Source organism: Pirellulimonas nuda, assembly GCF_007750855.1.
Classification (GTDB): domain Bacteria; phylum Planctomycetota; class Planctomycetia; order Pirellulales; family Lacipirellulaceae; genus Pirellulimonas; species Pirellulimonas nuda.
In genome coordinates, this window is record NZ_CP036291.1 from 284,321 (window position 1) to 305,189 (window position 20,869).

Annotated in this window: 10 protein-coding genes and 1 tRNA gene; 6 read left to right on the plus strand and 5 right to left on the minus strand. The window is 68.7% G+C overall.

Features of this window, described 5'->3' with window-relative positions:
* Nucleotides 1-52: 52 nt before the first annotated feature.
* The 4 genes from Pla175_RS01110 to Pla175_RS01125 form a co-directional block, all read right to left on the minus strand.
* Complete coding sequence (locus Pla175_RS01110; protein ID WP_145280482.1) at nt 53-1,237, minus strand: hypothetical protein; 1,185 nt, start codon at nt 1,235-1,237, stop codon at nt 53-55.
* Complete coding sequence (locus tag Pla175_RS01115; RefSeq protein ID WP_145280484.1) at nt 1,234-2,025, minus strand: ABC transporter ATP-binding protein; 792 nt, start codon at nt 2,023-2,025, stop codon at nt 1,234-1,236. The genes Pla175_RS01110 and Pla175_RS01115 overlap by 4 nt, the downstream gene beginning before the upstream one ends.
* A 172-nt stretch (nt 2,026-2,197) precedes the next feature.
* Complete coding sequence (locus tag Pla175_RS01120; RefSeq protein WP_145280486.1) at nt 2,198-2,929, minus strand: CorA family divalent cation transporter; 732 nt, start codon at nt 2,927-2,929, stop codon at nt 2,198-2,200.
* A gap of 261 nt (nt 2,930-3,190) precedes the next feature.
* Complete coding sequence (locus Pla175_RS01125; RefSeq protein WP_145280488.1) at nt 3,191-4,249, minus strand: hypothetical protein; 1,059 nt, start codon at nt 4,247-4,249, stop codon at nt 3,191-3,193.
* A gap of 41 nt (nt 4,250-4,290) precedes the next feature.
* On the opposite strand from Pla175_RS01125, the gene Pla175_RS01130 reads away from it, so the two are divergent.
* The 6 genes from Pla175_RS01130 to Pla175_RS01155 all read left to right on the plus strand — a co-directional run bounded on the left by Pla175_RS01130 (nt 4,291) and on the right by Pla175_RS01155 (nt 20,360).
* Entirely contained in the window at nt 4,291-5,289 is a 999-nt protein-coding gene (locus Pla175_RS01130) for a sugar phosphate isomerase/epimerase family protein (protein WP_145280490.1), read from the plus strand.
* 66 nt (nt 5,290-5,355) lie between these two features.
* Nucleotides 5,356-6,756, plus strand: a complete 1,401-nt coding sequence (locus Pla175_RS01135; protein WP_145280492.1) for a hypothetical protein — start codon at nt 5,356-5,358, stop codon at nt 6,754-6,756.
* A gap of 282 nt (nt 6,757-7,038) precedes the next feature.
* Nucleotides 7,039-7,112 (plus strand) — tRNA-His (locus Pla175_RS01140).
* A gap of 289 nt (nt 7,113-7,401) precedes the next feature.
* Nucleotides 7,402-12,669, plus strand: coding sequence for a non-ribosomal peptide synthetase (locus Pla175_RS01145; RefSeq protein WP_145280494.1), 5,268 nt, complete (start codon nt 7,402-7,404; stop codon nt 12,667-12,669).
* Nucleotides 12,670-12,920: 251 nt separating this feature from the next.
* Nucleotides 12,921-14,570 (plus strand): NAD(P)-binding domain-containing protein, encoded by a 1,650-nt coding sequence (locus tag Pla175_RS01150; RefSeq protein WP_145280495.1) that lies wholly within the window; start codon nt 12,921-12,923, stop codon nt 14,568-14,570.
* 261 nt (nt 14,571-14,831) lie between these two features.
* Nucleotides 14,832-20,360, plus strand: coding sequence for a non-ribosomal peptide synthetase (locus Pla175_RS01155; RefSeq protein WP_145280497.1), 5,529 nt, complete (start codon nt 14,832-14,834; stop codon nt 20,358-20,360).
* Between the two features lie 29 nt (nt 20,361-20,389).
* On the opposite strand, the gene Pla175_RS01160 is transcribed toward Pla175_RS01155, so the two are convergent.
* On the minus strand, nt 20,390-20,836 hold the full coding sequence (locus Pla175_RS01160) for an SMI1/KNR4 family protein (protein ID WP_197527185.1): 447 nt from the start codon (nt 20,834-20,836) through the stop codon (nt 20,390-20,392).
* Nucleotides 20,837-20,869 lie beyond the last annotated feature (33 nt).

The following is a 20,869-nucleotide window of genomic DNA, read 5'->3' on the forward strand; positions in this document are numbered from 1 at the left end:
GGGGGGGCGGGTAGCCGACGCCCTACGGGTCGTCGGGGGGGAGGTTCTCCGCTCACTCCAGCTTGAACGACTTCCGCTTCTTCGGCGGCCGCGCGATGCGGTGGGCGCCGGTGAGCCGCCAGTCTTGGAGCGTGGGGGGGGCGGCCAGGGCGATCCACACGGCCAGCCCCAGCGGCAGGCCGAAGGCCAGGCCGAACGGCGCGCCCAGGTTCTCGAGTTGCCACGGGAGCACCAGGCCGACCGCCACGATGGCCAGCGGCGCCAGGAATACCGCGTCGTAGCGCGGGATGATCAGCCGGCGCGTGGCGATGCGCCCCACGAGCGAGATGGGCGACGGGTAGTTCGAGCAGTACCAGCCGGTCCGATACATGGCCACGAACAAGAACGGCCACGCGTAGACGTAGCCGTCGCCGCGGATCATGCGATCGATGCTGCCGCCGCGAAAGAACATAGAGCAAGTGCAGAAGGTGAGCCACGCCACGGTAGCGGCCGCCGGCATCGCATATCTTCTGCGGGTGACGCCGGCGGTTTTTTCGATCAGCAGCGGCGCCAGGGGCCAGCCGATGCCGGTAGGGTCGCCGGGCGTGTAGGTCTCGATGTCCAGGGTAGCTTGCTGGGCCTGCTGGTTGGCCAGCCGCATCAACGACAGGCGGAGCGATACGGCGTCGAGCGCGCACGCGGCGCCGGCGACCGCCGCGAATACCGGGATGCTTTGCGGGCGGTACAGCCCGAACGGGTCGCACAACAGCACGACACCGACCAGCACCAACAGCCCGAAGAACCCGACCGGCTCGCGGCATCGCAGCGCGGCGAGCATGGTCGCCAGCGAGTACGCCGCCACGAACGCAAGCGCCGGCGCGGCGCGGTACCAGCCCTGACCCGGCACCACGGCCGCGAGCACCGTCACCAGCACGGCGTCTTTCCACATCAGCAGCAGCGGCCCGTTGGGGAGCGTTTGCGGGAACCGCCAGGGGGTGTGCGCCAGCCAGGCGGCGTAGCTGGGGCGCAGCGCCGGGTGGAAGTAGGAGACCCGGTACAGGCCGTAGCCCGCCGCCGCGATGCACGAAAGCCCGCACAGGTATTCTACCGGAACCAGTGGCTGGTATCCGCGGGACGTGTAAGGCAGGTAGAGGAACCCCCACACGGCTGCGTAGGCCGTGGCGAACAGCGCCAGGTAGTGGTCGTGCGGCAGCACTTCGCGCACGCCGTGCAGCAGCTTCCTCCGCAGCGCGTTCAAGCGTCGTCCTCCCCGGGGAGCGGCGCGAAGTAGGCCTCCAGGTTCGAACGCGTATCGGGGTCGACTAGCTCTTGCAGCGTGGTCTCGAACGACTGGTCGTGGTCGGCCAGCCGCTTGAGCGCATCGACCGAGTCATAAGCCGCCAGCTCGCCCCCGCGGATCACCCCCACGCGGTCGGCCAGCTCTTCTACCAGCTCCGGCACCGGCGTGGTCATCACGATGGTCCGCCCGCGGTCGCCCCGCAGCCCCAGCAGCACCCCCTTGAGCGCGACGATGCCGGCCGGGTCGAGGCCGCCGGAGAAGGGCTCGTCCATTAACAAGTACGGGGTTTCGGCGATCAGGGCCGAGGCGAGTGCGATCTTCTTCCGCTGTCCCGTGCTGTAGTTCTGGATGGGGCTGTCTCCCTGCTCGATCAAATGGAACAGCGTCAGCAGCCGGTCGGCGTGCTCGAACAGCCGCAGGTAGTCGACGCCGTACAGCCGGCCGACCGCGATCAGGAACTCCCGCCCCGTCCTGGCCAGCGGCAGCCACGCGTCGTCCGGCAGGTAGTAGCAGCGGCGCCGCAGGTCGTACTCTTCCCGCGCGCTCTGCCGGCGGCGGACGCCGTCGAACTCGACATACCCGCGCTGCGGCCACAGCACCCCGGCCAGGCACCCCAGCAGCGTGCTCTTGCCCATGCCGTTGGGCCCCAGCAGGACGACCAGCTCGCCGGTCTGGACGTCCATGGAGATGTCCCGCAGCACGGGGCGGACGCCGTAGTGGTGGGTGAGGTCGTGGACGCGGATCATCGGCGGGTCCGCCACGGCGGACGGGGCTGGGTATTGGGGACGCACAAGCGATCTAGTGGAGGATAGCGGGCGGCCTGCGTGTCGTCGCGGAGCGGTCGTGCAGGGTGTACGCAGTACACCACGTTGCTGAAGTCTTCCCAGCTGCTCGGTGTACTGCGTACACCCTACACGCCTACTTCCGCGTCACGATCCCCGCGATCACCGCCCCCGCCGCCAGCCCGCCCGCGATCATGCCCATCAGCGGCCACGGGCCGTACTGGGCGTCGATGCCCTCGAGGCCGTGCTGCAGGTTCATGCCGTAGATGGCGCCCAGCGTGGCGATCGGGAAGAAGAGCGCGGCCAGCACGTTCAGGCGGTGGGCGGCGGTGGCTTGGCGGGCGCCCGACTCTGCTTGTTCTTCGGCGCGGCGGGCGATGGCGTAGTCGATGGCGCTCTGCACGTCTTGTTGCAGCAGCTCCGCCTGGCGCGACAGCGCGTACGCCTTGTCGCGGAGCACGATCAGCCGGCGGTCGTCCGGGATTTCTTCGCGGGCCTTCTGCAGCACCGTGTGCAGGTTGTGCGTGGCGCGGGTCAGCGGGTGGAGCGTACGCATCAGGTCGAAGTATTCTTTGGCGCTGCTGGCGGTGTCTTCCTGGGCGTCGACCCGGTCGAGCGCCTTCTCGTACTCGGCCAGCAGCTCGCCGATGGCGAGCTGGCCGTGCACCATGCCCCCCGGCGACCACTGGCCCTGCGGGTCACGCCAGAAGAACCGCCCCTCGCGGTTGTCTTGGTCCGCCTGCGGCGGCGCGTGCAGCACCAGCAGCGTGTGTCCGTCGGCCTGCATCAGGCGTTGCCGACCGACGTCGTCCCCCAAGCGATCGCGGAATACGTCGGGGACGGTCCAGGTCGAGGGGAGCAGGGGCATGTTGCGGAGGTGTTAGGTTGTAGGTGTTAGGTTTAAGTCGTTAGGATTGAGAGGACAGCGGACGACCTGCGTGTCGTGACCGTGCTTTAGGAGCTGTTCGCTCGCGTGTAGCGAGTATTGCCGATTTGTAGGATGGGTTATCCCCGATAGGGGTAACCCATCTGCGACGGGTACACGCGCTGAGTCTCTGCGGCCAACTTCGATTCCGCTACGGATGGGTTGCCGCTCCGCGGATAACCCATCCTACATTCTCGACCCATCCTACAACTTTGCGCCGCTGGTGCTGATGTAGAGGAACGCTTTGCCCACCTCGTCGACGCGGAGGTTAGCCTTGAGCCGGGCCTGGAACAGCAGCTTGTCCAGCAGCCGCTTGTAGTAGGTGCGGGTGCGGGCCAGTTGGACCGGGGTTGTGGCGGGGTCGATCTTCTTCTCCGCCAGGGCCCGGGTGTCCCACAGCACCGGCATGCCGAGCCGGGGGGTGATGGCGCCCATCGCTTCGGCCAGCTTGAAGCCGTCGACCTCAACGTTGAGGAACTCAAACAGAATGGGCGCCGCCTCGCGCGGGCTGGTCTCCACCGGCCAGCCGACGGGCCACGCCCCGTCGGAGTCCTTGCGGGCAGCTTCCCCCGCTACGAACACCAAGTGCTGCACCTCTTCTCCGCGCGGCTTGTCGGGCCGCAGCGCCAGCCCCGCGCCGCGCAGCATGCCGGCCAGCGCGGCGCCGGCGGACAGCGGGCCGAAGTCGCCCTGCACCGGCCCCGCGCTGCGCAGCACGCCGGCGGCCCGCGGCTCGACCGAGAGCCTCAGCCGCAGCCGGGCGGCCGCGTCGCTGAGCACCTCTTCTAGCGGGCGGCCCTCGGTGTCGATCGTCAGCGGGGTCGAGAGGTCGTCGAACACCGACTTGAACTGCGGCTCGGTCAGGCCGAACATCCCCTTGGGGGCGGTGATGGCCGCGGCGCCGTCTGCCTTGAGGTCAGCAAAATAATCGCGCAGCTTCTGGCGGTCGCGTAGGCCGAACTTGGCGCCGGGGAAGATCAGCTCGTCGCGGGAGGTGAGCACGCCGGTGAGCTTGTAGATTTCTGCGCCGCGGCCGCTGAGGTCTTCGATGCGGGGCTCGTCGCCCGGTCGGCCGCCGCGGAGGCGTACGTTCACCGCCCCTGCATCGGACAACAGTTGCAGCCACTGTTGCGCGGCGGTACTTTGCATGCCGCGGTCGGAGATCAGCTCAACGCTCACCGTCGCCCCCCACAGGGGAGCCGCGGACAGGGCTGCAGTGATTTGGGCCGCTGCGAATGCGATCAACACCAGTAATCTCTTCATGCGGCAAGTATAGCCGCGCCTCAGGTCAACCGGAGACTTTCATGGGCCGCCCCGTCACCTTGTTTACCGGCCAATGGGCCGATTTGTCGTTCGAAACCATGTGCCAAAAAGCGGTCGATTTTGGCTACGACGGGCTGGAGCTGGCCTGTTGGGGCGACCACTTTGAGGTCGACCGGGCGATGAAGGAGTCCGACTACTGCCAGCAGAAGCGGGCGCTGCTGGACAAACACTCCCTGCAGTGCCACGCCATCAGCGCCCACCTGGCGGGCCAGGCGGTGTGCGACACGATCGACGCCCGCCACCAAGCGATCTTGCCGCCGCACGTGTGGGGAGACGGCGACCCCGCCGGAGTGAACGAGCGCGCCGCCGAAGAGCTCAAGCAAACCGCCCGCGCCGCGCAGCGGTTTGGCGTTGAGGTAGTGAACGGCTTCACGGGCTCAGCCATCTGGCCGATGCTGTACTCGTTCCCGCCGGCTTCGGACGCGATGATCGACGCCGGCTTCGCGCAGTTCGCGGAGCGTTGGAACCCGATCCTGGACGTGTTCGACGAGTGCGGCGTGCGGTTCGCGCTGGAGGTGCACCCCACCGAGATCGCGTTCGACATCTACTCTGCGCAGCGCGCGCTCGAGGCGATCGCCAACCGCGACGCGTTCGGCTTCAACTTCGACCCCAGCCACCTGATCTGGCAGGGGGTCGACCCGGTGGAGTTCATCCGGGCGTTCCCCGAACGCATCTACCACGTGCACGTCAAAGACGCGCTGGTGACCCTGAACGGCCGCAGCGGCATCCTCTCTAGCCACCTGAACTTCGGCGACCCGCGCCGCGGCTGGGACTTCCGCTCGCCGGGCCGGGGGGGGGTGAACTTTGAAGAGATCATCCGCGCGCTCAACGTCGTCGGGTACCAAGGCCCGCTGTCGGTCGAGTGGGAAGACTGCGGCATGGACCGCGACCACGGCGCCGCGGAGGCGGCGGAGTTCGTTAAGAAGCTCGACTTCGCCCCCAGCAACGTGAAGTTCGACGCGGCGTTTGCGGAGGAATGAGAGGCGAGGGGTGAGGGGCGAGTGCCCAAGAGCTGCCGGCCTACGGTCGGAGCGACCCACGCAGCGGTGAACTACACTAGAAGTGTCCCCGCGATCCATCTGCGGGGGGTACGCGCCGACCTGAGGTCGGCACGATGGGGGTTCTTGGTGACGTTCATGCTCCGCTACTGCGTGCTGCACTGCCTGCTCGTTGCGTCGTGCGCGGTCGCTGCGCCGATGGAGCTGGTGGCGCCCTCGGCGCTAGAGCCCAACACGTCGCCCGATTCCACCCGCGCCGAAGCCCTGTTCGCGGGGGCGCGTGAGGCGGCCGAGGCGGGCCGCGCCGCCGAGGCGTTCCGCCTGGCCGGCGAGGCGCTAGCGCACGACCCGGACCACGCCGAGGCGCGGCGCGTGCTGGGCTACACGCGCACGGGCGACGGCTGGACCACCCCCTACGGCGCGCGGATGGCGCGTCGCGGGTTGGTGTGGGACGGACGCTACGGCTGGATTAAGCCCGACGACCTGCCCCGCTACGAAGCAGGCGAGCGGCCGTTGGGCTCCAAGTGGATCAGCAAAGAGGACGACGCTGCGCGGCACGCCACGATCGAGCGGGGCTGGCAGGTGCAGTCCGACCACTGGCTGGTGACCACCAACGACAGCCTCGAAGCCGCGGCCGGGTTGTCGCAGGAGCTCGAAGCGCTGCTGGACGTGTGGCGGGCGCTCTTCGCCGACTTCAACACCGACCGGCGCGAGGCAGCGGCGTTGTTCGCCGGCGACCGCGGCCCGCGTGCGTGGCGGCGGCCGATGAAGCTGGTCTACCACCGCGACAAGCAGGGGTACGTGGCGGCGCTGCGGAGCCGGCAGCCGCGGATCGACGAGACGATCGGCATCTACTTCGACAACCTGCGCGAGTCGCACTTTGCCAATCTCGACCAGCGCGGCGGCGAGCTGGCCCGCGCCACGCTGTACCACGAGGCGACCCACCAGCTCTTTCAGGAGTGCCAGCCCACGGCCAAAGAGATCGGCCGGCTGGGCAACTTCTGGGCGACCGAGGGGGTGGCTCTGTACATGGAGTCGCTGCGGGGCAGCGGGGATCGCTACACCCTGGGGGGCCCCGACGCGGGCCGGCTGCCGGCGGCGCGGCAGCGGCTGGCCGAAGGCTACTATGTGCCGTTTGCAGAGCTGGCCGCGCTCGGCAAGCGCGACCTGCAACGCCGCACCGACCTGCCGCCCCTGTACAGCCAGATGGCGGGCCTAGCGGCCTACCTGATGGAGGCCGAGGAGGGCGCCCTCAGGCCGGCGTTTGTCGAGCACCTGCGGGCCGTTTACAACGGCGAGGACGACCCGCAAGACTTGCCGAGGCGTCTAGGACGCGAAGCGCAGCAGCTCGACTCCGGCTACCGCCGGTGGGTGCAGAGCTTGCCGGAGGCGACCGCCGACGCTAATTTGCAGGGCTCAGGCGGCGACGGGGCCGAACCTAGGCCCTGATCGCGTGTGTCCTGGGACGAGAATGCCGGTACAAGTGTCCTTCCCCGCGGAGACCCGCTATGCTGATCCTGGCCCATTTGACCCCTGCCGAAGCCCCCTCGTTTTGGCTGGCCTTTTTGGCGGGAGCGGCGCTGGGCAGTTTGGCGGCTTGGACGCTGGTCGGATGGCGGCGGAGGTAGCGCCCCGCGGGCCCGCGAATCGATGTCGTCAAAATGATCGCGGTAGGTCAGGCTGTGCCTGACTTTACGGCAGAAAACAACGCCAGGCCCTGCCTGGCCTACGGTGGCTGTAGCTCAGTCGGTTAGAGCGCCAGATTGTGATTCTGGAAGTCGTGGGTTCGATTCCCATCAGCCACCCTCCTGACAGCGGGGCCCGCCGGGCGGGCCCCCGCGCCTCGGCCCCGCCTCGAAAAGGCCCGGGAAACCGCAGTTTCCTGCGTTTTTTCTTTAATCGCCTGCAACAGGCGCCATCTTTGCTATCTTTCCCTACCGGCCCTACCGTCGGTACGCGCCTCCGGCGTGTGGCCCTATTTTCAGGGATGCCACAGAATCCGATGAAACCGTCGGCGACCCCGGCCGTTAAGGTGAGATAGGCGTCCCACGTCACCGCCCCGTTCCCCTCCCCACGCACTCCTACCGCGACTCGATGGAACGACTCTGCCACGCGCCGGTCGAGCCCCCACGCATCGATGTTCCCGCCGTCGACGGGCATTGGGGCATGCGGTCGCTGGTGGATGTGGCGCGTTGGCGGGGCCAGGCCGCCGCAGACCGCATCGCGTTCCGCTTCTTGATCGACGGCCAGCGAGAGACCCGCGACCTCTCGTTCGCAGAGCTCGACAGCCGGGCACGCATAGTGGCCGCAGAGCTGGCAGCACGGGGCGCCAGTGGCGAGCCCGTGCTGATCGTTTTGGAACCAGGGCTCGATTACGTGGCGGCCCTGGTGGGCTGCTTCTACGCCGGCGCCATCGCGGTGCCGGTGTACCCCCCCGACCCCTTCCGTATCGCCCGCACGCTGCCGCGGCTGCAAGCGATCGTCCAGAACGCCCAGTGCCGGCTGTTGATCGGCTCGTCACTCACGCTGGGGCCTGCCTCGGGGGTCGTCCGCGGGCTGTGCACCGGCGGCGCCATCGAGATCGACATGCTCGACCGGGCCGCGGGACAGACGTTCGAGCCGGTCAAGATCGACCCCTCCAAGACGGCGCTGCTGCAGTACACCTCCGGCACCACGGCGGCGCCGCGGGGGGTGGCCATCTCGATGGAGGGCCTGATGTACAACCTGCGGTCGCTGGAGCAGTTGCTGGACGTGCCCGACGCGGTGGCGCTGCAGTGGTTGCCCCCGTACCACGACCTGGGGCTGATCGGCGGCGTGCTGCTGCCGCTATTCGCCGGTCGGCAGATGGTGTTGATGAGCCCGCTGGACTTCATGCGTAGCCCGGCCAACTGGCTGCGGGCGATCTCGCACTTCGGCGCCACCAGCACCGCCGCGCCCAACTTTGGCTACGAGCTCTGCCTGCGGAAAGTGACCGACGCCGACTGCGAGGGGCTCGACCTGAGCCGGCTGCAGGTAGCGGTCTCCGGCGCCGAGCCGGTGCGGGCCGACACGCTGCGCCGGTTCACCGAGCGGTTTGCGCCGTACGGCTTCCGCGAAGAAGCATTTGTGCCTGCCTACGGCATGGCCGAGGCGACGCTGATGATTAGCGTCGCCGGCCACGGCGCGCCGCCGTTGGTGCGGCAAGTAGACGCCGACGCGCTCTCCGAAGGGCGTATCGAGCCCGCGACCGACGCCTCGACCACGCGCGAGCTGGTGGGTTGCGGCCCGCCGGCGCCGGGCGTTGAGGTCCGCATCGTCGACCCCGAGACCCACCGCGAGACCCGCGGCGTGGGCGAGATCTGGGTCCGCAGCCCCGGGGTCGCGTCGGGCTACTGGCGCAACCCAGAAGCCACCGCGGCGGCGTTCGGCGCCCAGCTACGCGGCGGCCCCGCGGGGGGCTCGGCCGAGGGCTACCTGCGCACCGGCGACCTGGGCGCCATGTGCGACGGCGAGCTGCTGGTCACCGGTCGGCGGAAGGAGCTGCTGATCCTCGCCGGGCGGAACTTCTACCCGCACGACCTAGAGCTCGCGATCCAAGAAAGCGACCCCGCCTTCAAGCCCGATGGCGGCGCGGTGGTGAGCGCCGCGGTTTTTTCTGCCGCGGGGCGCGGCCACCAAGAAGGCCTGATCGTCTACCACGAGGTGCAACGCCCCAAACGGCAAGACCTGGCGGCCCTCTGCCAGCGGGCCCGCGCGGTGCTGTTCGAAGAAACCGGCGTCGAGCCGCTGGGCGTTGTTCTGCTGGCGGTGGGAGACATCCCCAAGACCTCAAGCGGCAAAACCCAACGCGCCGCCTGCCGGCAGGCCCACCTGCGGGGGACGCTCTCGCCGCTGCACCAGTGGTGGGCCGACAGCGGCGACCACGCCGGCGCCGCAACGAGCGAAACGCTTGCTTCCCCCGCAACCGAAACCGAGGCGTGGCTCGCGGCCTGCTGGCGCGAGCTGCTGGGGGTGGAACACGTAGGCCGCGAGAGCGGCTTCATCGCGCTCGGGGGCCAGTCGCTGCAAGCGATCGAGATGCTCAGCCGCGTTTTAGATCGGACCGGCGTGGTGTTGCCGATGGCGGAGCTGATCGCCTCGCCGACGCTCGCAGGGGTCGCCGCGGCCATCGACCGCGCCGCCGCGGCCGGCCCTACCGCGCCGCCACGCAAAGCCACCCAGGCCGAGCGCGCCGCAGAGTTGCCCGTGACCGCGGCGCAGCAGCGCTTCTTGCTGCTAGATCAACTAGGGGTCGCCCCCGGGGGCGCCAACCTGCCGGTCGCCGTGAGGCTGTACGGCCGGCTCGACCTCGATCGATTGGAAGACGCGCTCACGCGGCTCGTCGCGCGGCACGAGGCGCTACGCATTGGGTTCTCCCTGACGGCAGACCGCTGGACGCAGCGGCTCGCGACCCCCGCGCGGGTGCGTGTCGAGCTGCTCGAGCCGAGCGACCTGACGAGCGACCCGGTGCGCTGGGCGCTCGATCAGCCGTTCGTCTGGCGCCCGTTCGACCTAGCAACGCCCCCGCTGCTGCGAGCCGCGGTGGCGCCGCTACGCAGCGAAGACCAGGTGCTGCTGCTGGTGCTGCACCACGCGGTGGGGGACGGCGCCTCGCTGCGGGCGCTATTGTCTGACTTGAGCAAGCTGTACCGCGGGATCGAGCTTCCAGATGTCGATTACCAATGGTTCGACGCGGCGGTGGCGGGGGAGCCAGAGGTTGACTCCGCTTATTGGCGTGCACGGCTCGCGGAGGCGCCAGCGGCGATTGACCTTCCTTTGGAGCGCGGTCGGGCGGAATCGCTGGACGAGGTCGCCCGGGTTGAGGTGGAGCTGCCCGCGGAGCTCACCCGCTCCGTCGATCGCTTCGCGGCTTCGCGCAGCGCCACTGCGTTTAGCGTCTACCTCGCCGGCTTGCACGGGCTGCTGGCCCGCTACACGCGTGACCAAACCATCGTGATCGGCGCCGCGGCCGCGGGCCGCGACCACCCCGCGTGGCGTGACACGGCGGGCTGCTTCATGCAGACCGCGCCGGTCGCCGCACGGGTGGCGGGCGAGCGATCCTTCGCCGCGCTGCTGGCAGAAGTGCAGGGCGCCTTTGCCAACGACGTAGCCAACAGCCGCGGCCAGTGGGACGCCATTGTAGAAGCGGCGGGCGTCGAACGTGTCGCCGACCGGCTGCCGCTGACGCAGGCGTTCTTCTTGTACGACGAGCTGACGCTCCCCGCGGGCCAGACGGGGGACCAGTTTGGGGGGCTGAGGGCCGAGAACCCCGCCACCGACTACCGCGGCTTAGCGGTGTACGACGTGACGCTGGTCGTCGAGCCGGGCGCTGCCGGCCGACGCGCGCGGCTGGTGTACGACCCCAATCGGCTGCCGACGGCGCTGGCCGAGGGGATGGCCCGCGGCTACCGCGAACTACTGGAGCACGTCACACGCCAGCCCGACGCCGCGCTGGCCGAGCTGCCCCCGCCCGGGCCCGACGCCCGCGCCCAATTGTTGAGCCTAGCGGCGCCGGCCGCTGCGGACCCGACGCCGATAGAACCGCTGGCCGCGCTCCAGCGATGGGCCGCAGAGCGCCCCGAAGCCGCCGCCGTCTCGTGCGGCGATCATCTGCTCAGCTACGCAGAGCTGCTGGATCGCAGCGACCGCCTCGCTGCCGGGCTGCGGACGCGGGGCGTCCAGCGGGGCGACCGGGTGGTGCTGCTGGCCGAGCGTTCGATCGACACGCTCACCGCCATGCTGGCCGTGTGGAAGGCGGGCGCCGCGTACGTGCCGCTCGACCCCAGCCACCCTCCCGCCCGCCACGCGGCGGCGATCGCCAACTGCGGCGCCGTGGGGGTGCTGACCGACGCCGCGACGCTAGAGCACGCGTCGCAACTCCATGGCAGTTGCTGGACGATCGACCGGCTGCTTGAAGAAAGCTCCACGTGTGCCACTGCCGGCGCGTCCAGCAGGGACGCCCGGCACGACGAGAACGACCCCGCCTACCTGATCTACACGTCCGGCTCTACCGGCGAGCCGAAGGGGGTCGTGGTGCCGCACCTCGCGGTCGCCAACCTGCTGGCCGCGTTCGCGGAAGAGTTTGAGTTGACGGCCGACGACCGTGTGCTTGCCTCCACCACGGTGGCTTTCGACATCTCACTGCTCGAGTTGATGCTGCCGCTGACGGTGGGCGCCACGGTCGAGATAGCGGGCGACGCAACCACCGCCGACCCGGGCCCCCTAGCGGAAGCCGCCCTCAGCGAAGCCATCACGCTCGTGCAGGGGACGCCATCGACCTACCGCACCCTGCTCGACGCCGGCTGGCGCCCGCACGCCCGCCAACGCGTGGTGTGCGGCGGTGAAGCCCTGGCGGCCGACCTCGCCGAGAAGCTGACGGGCGCGCCGGCCGGCCTCTGGAACGTGTACGGGCCGACCGAGACCACCGTCTGGAGCACCGCCGCCCGGCTCACCGACCTTGCCGGCGGCGTGCCGATCGGCCGACCGATCGCGCGGACCGCGTGCTACGTGCTCGACGCCGTGGGCCGCTTGGCGCCCGAGGGCGTGTGGGGAGAGCTGGCCATCGGTGGCGCCGGCGTGGCGCTCGGCTACTGGAACCGCCCGGAGCTATCCGCCGAGCGCTTCCCGTTGAACCCGTTTACCGCAGCGCCCGACGCACGGATGTACCTCACCGGCGACCAGGTCCGCTGGCGCCCTGACGGCCTACTCGAGTTCCGCGGCCGGGGCGACAACCAAGTCAAAGTCCGCGGCCACCGCGTCGAGCTGGGCGAGATCGAGGCCGCGCTCTCCAGCGAGCCGACGATCGCCGAGGCCGCGGTCGTCGCCGTCGGAAGCTGCGGCGCCGCCGACGCACTGGCCGCCTACTGCGTGCCCGCCGCGGGCGCCACGCTTGACGCTTCGCAGCTCCGCACGAGCCTCGCCCGCCGGCTCCCGGAGTACATGATTCCTACCGCGTTTGTGACGCTCGACCGCCTGCCGCGGAGCGGCGCCGGGAAGGTCGACCGCCGGGCGCTCCCCGGTTTATCGGCCGACCGGCTGGCGCTGTCGCGCGAGCACACGCCGCCGCGGACGCCGGTGGAAGCGGCGCTGGCCGCGTGGTGGCGCGAGCTGCTGCAGCTCGACCGCGTGGGCGTACACGACAGCCTGTTCGAGCTGGGGGGCCACTCGCTGATTGCCATGCAACTGGGGGTCCGCGTTCGGGAGACCCTGGGCGTCGAGCTCCCCATCCGCGAGGCCTACCGCCAATCCACCATCGCCGCCTGGGCCGAGCTAATCGTCACGGCCCAGCTTGAGCAAGCCGAAGACCTAGAAAGCATACTGAACGAGATTGAAAGCAAAGGATAGTTAACCACGGAGCCACTGAGAACACGGAGACGGACGGAGAAAGACGAAGAGGCCCACGAATCAAACGAATGGAAAGAATTGAAAGCTAAGAGTTGAGGGCTGGCGAGAAGGTCGACCGCCCGCGCCCCGACCCTCTTTCCACTAGTTTCTTGATTCGCTGTATTCGTGCAATTTGTGGGCTCCTCCGTCCGTCTCTGTGTTCTCCGTGACTCTGTGGTTCATCGTCAGGCCAACAGAACAACGCAACAATTATGAAACACCACGACTACCTAGTCATCGGCGCCGGGCCGGCCGGCTTGCAGCTTGGGTACTTCCTTGAGAAGGCCGGGCGCGACTACCTGCTGCTCGAAGGGGCGCCCGCCGCGGGGTCGTTTTTTGAGAAGTTCCCGCGCCACGACATGTTGATCTCCATCAACAAGGTCCACACCGGATACAACGACCGCCGCAGCCGGCTGCGCTACGATTGGAACTCGCTGATCTGCGACGACGAGTCGTTCGCGCTGACCGAGTACACAGAGGACTACTTCCCCCAGGCGAAGTTGATGGTGCAGTACCTGCGCGACTTCGCCCAGAAGTACGCCCTCAACATCCAGACCGAGGCCCGTGTCGCCCAGGTCTGCCGGCGCGACGACTCCCCCGAGGGCTACGTCGTGACGCTCGCCTCCGGCGAACAGATCACCTGCCGGGTGCTGGTCATGGCGTCCGGGATGGCCAAGCCGTACGTCCCCGACTTCCCCGGCGCTGAGCTCACCGAGAACTACGCCGACATGTCGGTCGAGCGCCGCGACTACGCGGGGCAGCGCGTGCTGGTGCTCGGCAAGGGGAACTCCGGCTTCGAGACCGCCGACCACCTGGTGAGCCACGCACGGGCGATCCACGTCTGCAGCCCCAGCCCGCTCAAGCTGGCGTGGAAGAGCCACTACGTGGGCAACCTGCGGGCCGTGAACAACAACTTTCTCGACACCTACTTGCTCAAGGGGCAGAACGCGGTGCTCGACGCCACGGTCGAGCGCGTGCAAAAGATCGATGGCCAGTACGTGGTCGACTTCGCCTTCACGCACGCCAACGGGCAGCGCTGCCAGATGGCCTACGACCGGGTGCTGGTGTGCACCGGCTTCCGTTTCGACGACTCGATCTACGCCCAGGACTGCCGCCCGGAGCTGAGCGCGTGCGGGCGCCGGCCGATGATGACCAGCGCGTGGGAGTCGACCAACCTCCCCGACCTGTACTTCGCCGGCACCCTGATGCAGAGCCGCGACTACCACAAGACGATGTCGAACGTGATGCACGGGTTCCGGCACAACGTCCAGTCGTTGGCCAGCATCTTGGAGGAGCGCTACGAGGGGCGGCAGTGGGCGAGCGACCCGTTGCCGCTGCGCACCATTGAAGAAGGCGCCCAGGCGATGGCGGACAAGGTGATCGAGCGCGTCAGTTCCGACGCGGCGATGATGCTGCAGCCGGGGTTCTTGGGAGACGTGATGGTGGTCGGCCCGCAGAGCGTCGATTACTACCCCACGGCCAACATCGACTACATCCACGAGAGCCGGTTCGGGCAGTCGGACGACTACTACGTGGTCACGATGGAGTACGGGAGCAGCGACTGCGACATGCTGGCGATCGAGCGCATGCCGGACGCTACCGAGGGCGCCGGCGACGTCTACCAGCACCCACGCATCCGCCGCTACTGCCGCGGCCGGCTGCTGGCCGAGCACCACATCCCCGAGTCGCTTGAGAACGACTGGCGCCCCGACCGCCACGCAGGCGACCGCCCGCTGGTGCTCGGCATGGGCTTCCCCGGCATCGACCCCACCCGCTACCGCCACGTCCACCGCGACGAGCTGGTGGCGTTCTTCCGCGAACAACTGAGCGAGCGGAGCGTCCGCGTGGCCGAGGCGGTGTGACGAGATTCACCACTGAGCCACCCAGGGCACAGAGACGGACGAGAGGGTGCACGCCTCATCGTTCAAGAACTCTCGCAGAGGCGCGGAGGCGCAGAGTTTGGAGGGGTTGTCACACTAGACTCGCCAGCAGATTGACGCAGAAACTTGGACACCTACGATTTCTTCCCTCTGCGTCTCCGCGCCTCTGCGAGAGGCTCTTTCGTTGCCTCCTTCCGTCTCCGTGTTCTCCGTGGCTCTGTGGTTAACCTTACGGGGTAGTTGATGGACCAGGCCCTCGCCGCTCGCCTCGCGGCGCTGAACCCCGAGCAGCGCGCCGCGCTCGAACGCAAACTGCTGCAGCGCGCCTCCGAGCGGGGCGGGGCGGACGGCATCCCCCGCTGCGCCCCCCAGCGCCGCGGCACGCTGTCGTTTGCCGAGCAGCGGCTGTGGCTGCTGGACCGGCTCGAGCCAGAGCACCCTTTCTACAACATGCCGCTGGCGGCGGAGGTGACCGGACCGTTGGACCGGGCGGCGCTCGCCGCGGCCCTGAACGACCTAGTCGCGAGGCACGAGACGCTACGCTACGCGTATGAATTGGTGGATGGGACCCCGCACCGCCGTGTGCTTGAGAGCGCAACCATCGAGCCCGAGTGGATCGATTCCTCATTGAGCCGGAAGCGCCCCGTCTCAGAAACTCAGCGCCCGGAGCTGGTAGCAGATCGCAACGCTAAGCATGCGCAAGGTGCGACAGGAACTCCGGGCGCTGACGCTTCCGGCTCCAACGACGAGGCGCTTTGGGAGTTGGTGCGCGAGCACGCCCGCACCCCCTTCGACTTGAACGTCGCGCCGCTGCTGCGCTGCGTGGTCTTCCAGCAGGCGCCCGAGCGCTACGTTGTGCTGCTGGTGATGCACCACATCGTCTCCGACGGCTGGAGCATGGCGGTGTTGATGAACGAGCTGACCGCGTGCTACCGCGCACGGTCCGCCGGCGAGTCGTCCGACCTCGCGCCGCTTGCGGTGCAGTACAGAGACTACGCGGTGTGGCAACGCGACCGGCTCTCCGGCCAGCGGCTCGACGCGCTGCAGGCGTACTGGAAGGAGCAGCTCGGGGGGGCGCCCCCGGCGCTGGAGCTCCCCATCGACCACGCGCGGCCCGCGGCGCAGGATTTTGTGGGCGGTCTCGTCGAGATCGACCTGGGCGCCGAACTCTCCGGGGCGCTCGACGCCGCGGCACGCCGTTGGGGCGCCACGCCGTTTGTAGTGCTGATGGCGGGTTACCAGGCGTGGCTCGCCCGGCACACGGGGCAAGAAGACATCGTGGTGGGCGCCGTGGTGGCTGGGCGCGAACGGAGCGAGCTCGAACGGCTGATCGGGTTCTTTGTGAACACGCTGGCCATCCGCACCCGCTTGGACGACGACCCGACGTTCGTAGAGCTGGTCGGCCGCGTCCAGCAGACTTCGCTGTCGGCTTTCGAGCACCAAGAGCTGCCGTTCGACAAGTTGATCGAAGCGGTCGCCCCCGGCCGCGACCCCAGCCACGGCGCGCTCTTTCAAACGGCCCTGGTCGTACAGAACCCGCCGCGGGACTTCGCCGCGGCGCCGGGGATGACCGTCCGCCCCGTGATGGTGGACAACGGCACCGCCAAGTACGACCTGACGCTGTTCTTCTGGCAAGACGCCGGTCGCTGGGTGGGGCAGGCCGAGTACGCGACGGCGCTTTTCGAGCGCGCGACCATCGAACGTTTCGTCCTGTCGTTCAAGACGCTGCTATCGAGCGCGCTGCAGGCGTCGACGCAGCGCGTGAGCGAGCTCGATGCCCTCGACCCCTCGCAGCGCGGGCGGCTCGCCGCGTGGAACCAGACCGACACCGACCTGGGTGACGACTGCTTGCTGCACGAGCTGTTCGAACGCCACGCCGCAGAACAACCAAATCACGTCGCGGTCCGCTGGCAGGGCGCGTCGATCTCCTACGCCGAGCTGAACGCAGACGCCGACCGGATCGCGGCCTCGCTGCGGCGCCTGGGCGTCGGGTACGAAGAGGCCGTGGTGGTCGCGCTGCCGCGCTCGGCCGACTCGGTCGTGATGCTGCTGGCGGTGCTCAAGGCCGGAGGCGTTTACGTGCCCGTGGACGCGGACGGGCCGGAGGAGCGATGGGCGCTGGTGGTGGAAGAGACGGGGGCGGCGGTGGTCGTGGTGGGGGAAGGTATCTCCGCTCCGACGCCCCCTCCCCCCGCCCCTCCCCCTGCCGGGGAGGGGAGCACGCGCAAGCGATCCCCGGAACGGACCACCGTCGCTGCGCTCCGCACTCTACCGATCGGCGAAGCCGCCCGTCCCCCAGCCCCCAACCCCAGTGGCGCAGCCACTACACCCCATCGCGAAGCGATACCCCCCAGCAGCGGCGCCGCCTACGTCATCTACACGTCCGGCTCCACCGGTAGGCCGAAGGGGGTGGTGGTTGAGCACCGCAACATCGTGAACTTCGTCCGCGCGCAGATTCAACGGATGGGCGTTTCCCGCGAGGACGTGCTGCAGCACGCTTTCTCGCCGACGTTCGACGGCGGGCTGTCGGAGGTGGTGCTGGGCATGAGCGTCGGCGCCACGCTGGTGGTGATCGATCAACCGGCGCTGCTCGAGCCCCCGGCGTACGCCCGGCTGCTGCACACCGAACGGGTGACGGTTGGCAAGTTCCCGCCGGCGCTGCTCGCGACGCTCGAGCCCGAGGGGCTGCCGCTGCTCACCACGGTGCTCACGGCCGGCGACCGCCAGACCGCCAAGCTCGCCCGCCGCTGGATGCCCGGACGGCTGGTGATGAACGGCTACGGCCCGACCGAGGCGACCGTGGGGGTTTGTATCCATCGGCTCTCGGCAGAGTTCACGGGCCAGCCCCCCATCGGCGCGCCGCTGGCGAACACCCGCGCTTACGTGCTGGACCGAAACCAGCGGCTCGCGCCCATCGGCGTGACAGGAGAGATCTACATCGGCGGCGCCGGCGTCGCCCGCGGGTACTTGAAGCGCCCCGATGAAACGGCCGCCAAGTTCTTGCCCGACCCGTTCAGCGCTCAGCCCGGCGCGCGGATGTACCGCACGGGCGACCTGGGCCGCTGGCGCCCCACGCCCACGGGGAGCGGCGGGATGCTGGAGTTCGTCGGCCGGGTGGACGACCAAGTGCAGCTCCGCGGCTACCGTGTCGAGCCGGGCGAAGTAACCGCCGCGCTGGAGCGCCTGCCGCTGGTCCGGCAGGCGTACGCCACCATCGTCGAAGACGCGGCCGGCGCCCAACAACTAGCGGCCTACGTCGTGCCGCAGCAGTCGTCGGCCGACGAGGAAGAAAGCGAGCACTTGGGCGCGTGGCAGAGCCTGATGGACCAGTCGCACCGCGCGGCCGGCGCGCTGCGCGACCCAGAGTTCGACGTCACCGGCTGGGTGAGCACCTACACCGGACGGCCGATCCCCAAGCAAGAGATGCGCCAGTGGGCCGACGCCACGGCCGAGCGCGTGTTAGCGCTGCGCCCCACGAACGTGCTGGAGATCGGCTGCGGCACCGGCCTGATCCTGCTGCGGGTGGCGCCGCACGCCGCCAGCTATGTCGGCACGGACTTTCTGGACCGCTCTCTGAAGCAACTAACGCACGTGCTTGAGCGGCACGCCGACGAGGGCTGGCCCGCACACGTGGATCTGTTTCACCAAGCCGCGCACGAGGTCGGGCCGCTTGCCGGCAAGAAGTTCGACGTGATCGTGCTCAACTCGGTGGTGCAGTACTTCCCGTCGTTCGACTACCTGCTGCGCGTGCTGCAAACGGCCGAAGGGCTGCTTAACCCTGGGGGCGCCATCTTCCTGGGCGACCTCCGCGACCTACGCCTCGCCGAAGCGATGGCCGCCGGAGTGGAACTGGCCCGCGCCGAGCCGACGCTTACCCGCCGCGAGTTGCTGGGCCGCGTCGAGGCGCGGCTGCGGCGCGAAGAGGAGCTGCTGATCGACCCGGCGTTGTTCGCGACCCTGCACGCCGAGCTGCCCCGATTAGCGGACGTCGACCTCCGCCTGAAGCACGGCGCCGGCGACAACGAGCTGCAAAAGTTCCGCTACGACGCGGTGCTGCGGTTCGATCATGCGCCGGCAATTCCCGCTGCGTACGAATCAACCAACGACGACCCCGCCGCGATCACCGCGTTGCTGCGTAGCGAACGCTACGACCGGTTGGTGGTGCGCGGCGTGCAGAACGCCCGCGTTGCGCGAGACGTGGCGTTGTGGCGGACCCTGAAAGACCCCGCCGGTCCGGAAGACCTGTCCGACGTACGCGCTATCGATACCGCGCCCCTGGGGCTGCACCCCGACGCCTGGCGGATCGATCCCCCCGAGGGGTACGACATCGCGGTCCGCCCGAACCCTGAGCACGCAGAGCAGTACGACGTGTGGTTTGCGTCCGAACAGCGCATTGAGCCGGTAGCGCCCCGTCTCAGCAACCCAGCGCCCGGAGGCTTCGGTGCTGAAGTACCCGCTTTCTCCGCTACAACTCCGGGCGCTGGGTTGCTGGGAGGGGGCGCTACCGGCTCGATGCTGGTGAGTCGTCCGTTGGAGGAGCGTCGCGCGGCGCGGTTGGTTCCTGAGTTGCGTGCGGCGCTCGCTAAAACGCTCCCGCAGTACATGATCCCCGGCGCGTTTGTGGTGCTGGATGAGCTTCCCCGCACCACCAATGGCAAAATCGACCGCGACGCGCTACCGCCACCCCCCAGCGGGCGCCCGGCGTGGGCCACGGGGTACGTGGCGCCGCGCAGCGATGAAGAACGCACCGTCGCCAAGGTGTGGGAGGGACTGCTGGGATTCGCGCCCATCGGCGCTGAGGACGACTTCTTCGCGCTCGGCGGGCACTCGATGCTGGCCGTGCAGGCGATGAGCGAGCTAGAGAAACGGACCGGGGCGCGGCTGCCGCTGGCGGCGCTATTCCAACAACCAACACCGGCGCACTTGGCGGCGCTGCTGCGCGACCCCGAGGGGGCGCAGCGGGCGTCGTCGCTGGTGCCGCTACAGACCGAGGGAAACGGCGCGCCGCTGTTCTGCATCCACCCCGCGGGCGGCGCGGTGTTTTGCTACCGCGAGCTGGCCGAACACTTCGCGGGCAAACGCCCCGTGTACGGGATTCAAGCCGTGGGGGTCGACGGCGCTGCGCCGCCCCACGAGACGATGACTGAGCTAGCCGAGCACTACGCCCGCGTGATCCGCGAGCACACGCCCACGAACCCCATCCACCTGTGCGGCTGGTCGCTGGGCGGAAACATCGCGCAGGCCGTCGCGATCAAGCTGAAAACCGAAGGCGCCGAGGTCGGCCTGCTGGGGCTGTTCGACGCCGGCGCCGTGCCGAGCGAAGAAGACCTCGACGAATCGAACCTGGCGCCGCTGTTGCAAGCCCTGTTTCCGGACCTCGAGCACCTCCCCATCGACGAGCTCCGCCAACTCGGCCCCGACGAGCAGGCGGCCTACTTTACCGAGCGCGCAGTCGAGGCGGGCCTGGTCGACGCCGCGCAGCTCGCCGCCAGCGCCCACATCTACCAAGTGTTCCAAAAGAACGTCGGCGCGGTCCACTCGCACCGCGCCGAGTACTACCCGGGCCGGGTGGCGCTGTTCCGCGCCGCCGAGCAAACCAAGACCAGCACGCTGTCGGACGACCGCGAGCTAGGATGGGGCCCGCTGTGCGCGGGCGTAGACGTTTACGACGTGCCGAGCGACCATGCGCAGATGATGCAGTCGCCGGGGGTGGAGGTGCTGGCGGGGTTGGTGGAGGGGTGTTTGTCTCTCGCGGAGACGCAGAGGCGCTGAGACGGCGCGGTGTTGTGCAAGGCGCCTAGCTACAGATTGATCTGACCCGACAGCCACCCTTCGAGGTAGCGTGCGAGTGTCGGTGCTACCCAAGTCCGGCTGTCGTCTTCGTGATTCCAGGTGAAAACATCGGTTCGGCGAACGCAACCCGCCAGGACACTGAAACCAAATTGGTCACCGTTGCCGGCGTCAGCAAAGAACAGAAGCGGTTCGAAGGGCATGTACAGCTCGCGGAATTCAGGATTCGATCTGAACGCCATGTTATCGTTCAAGATCCGCTCAATCGGCCAGATTAGTGCTACTCCGTACTCCGCGGTAACGCCGTTCGTTTCCGAAAGGAGCGAGCGAAGATCATCCGGCAGACCAGCACCTAGCTCACGCTCGGACGATTCCAGTTGATACTCAGTCGTCGGCGGCGAAAACTCGCAGTCGCTGGAGAGTCCGCGGAGCATCTCCCGCCAAGATTGCACTGCCATTTTGGACCCTGTCACGAGGACTTCAGACTCTTG

Excerpts from the sequence above, each read along its gene's own strand:
- Pla175_RS01115 (WP_145280484.1), bottom strand. The coding sequence starts at position 2,025 with ATGATCCGCGTCCACGACCTCACCCACCACTACGGCGTCCGCCCCGTG.
- Pla175_RS01120 (WP_145280486.1), bottom strand. The coding sequence starts at position 2,929 with ATGCCCCTGCTCCCCTCGACCTGGACCGTCCCCGACGTATTCCGCGAT.
- Pla175_RS01125 (WP_145280488.1), bottom strand. The coding sequence starts at position 4,249 with ATGAAGAGATTACTGGTGTTGATCGCATTCGCAGCGGCCCAAATCACT.
- Pla175_RS01130 (WP_145280490.1), top strand. The coding sequence starts at position 4,291 with ATGGGCCGCCCCGTCACCTTGTTTACCGGCCAATGGGCCGATTTGTCG.
- Pla175_RS01145 (WP_145280494.1), top strand. The coding sequence starts at position 7,402 with ATGGAACGACTCTGCCACGCGCCGGTCGAGCCCCCACGCATCGATGTT.
- Pla175_RS01150 (WP_145280495.1), top strand. The coding sequence starts at position 12,921 with ATGAAACACCACGACTACCTAGTCATCGGCGCCGGGCCGGCCGGCTTG.
- Pla175_RS01155 (WP_145280497.1), top strand. The coding sequence starts at position 14,832 with ATGGACCAGGCCCTCGCCGCTCGCCTCGCGGCGCTGAACCCCGAGCAG.
- Pla175_RS01160 (WP_197527185.1), bottom strand. The coding sequence starts at position 20,836 with ATGGCAGTGCAATCTTGGCGGGAGATGCTCCGCGGACTCTCCAGCGAC.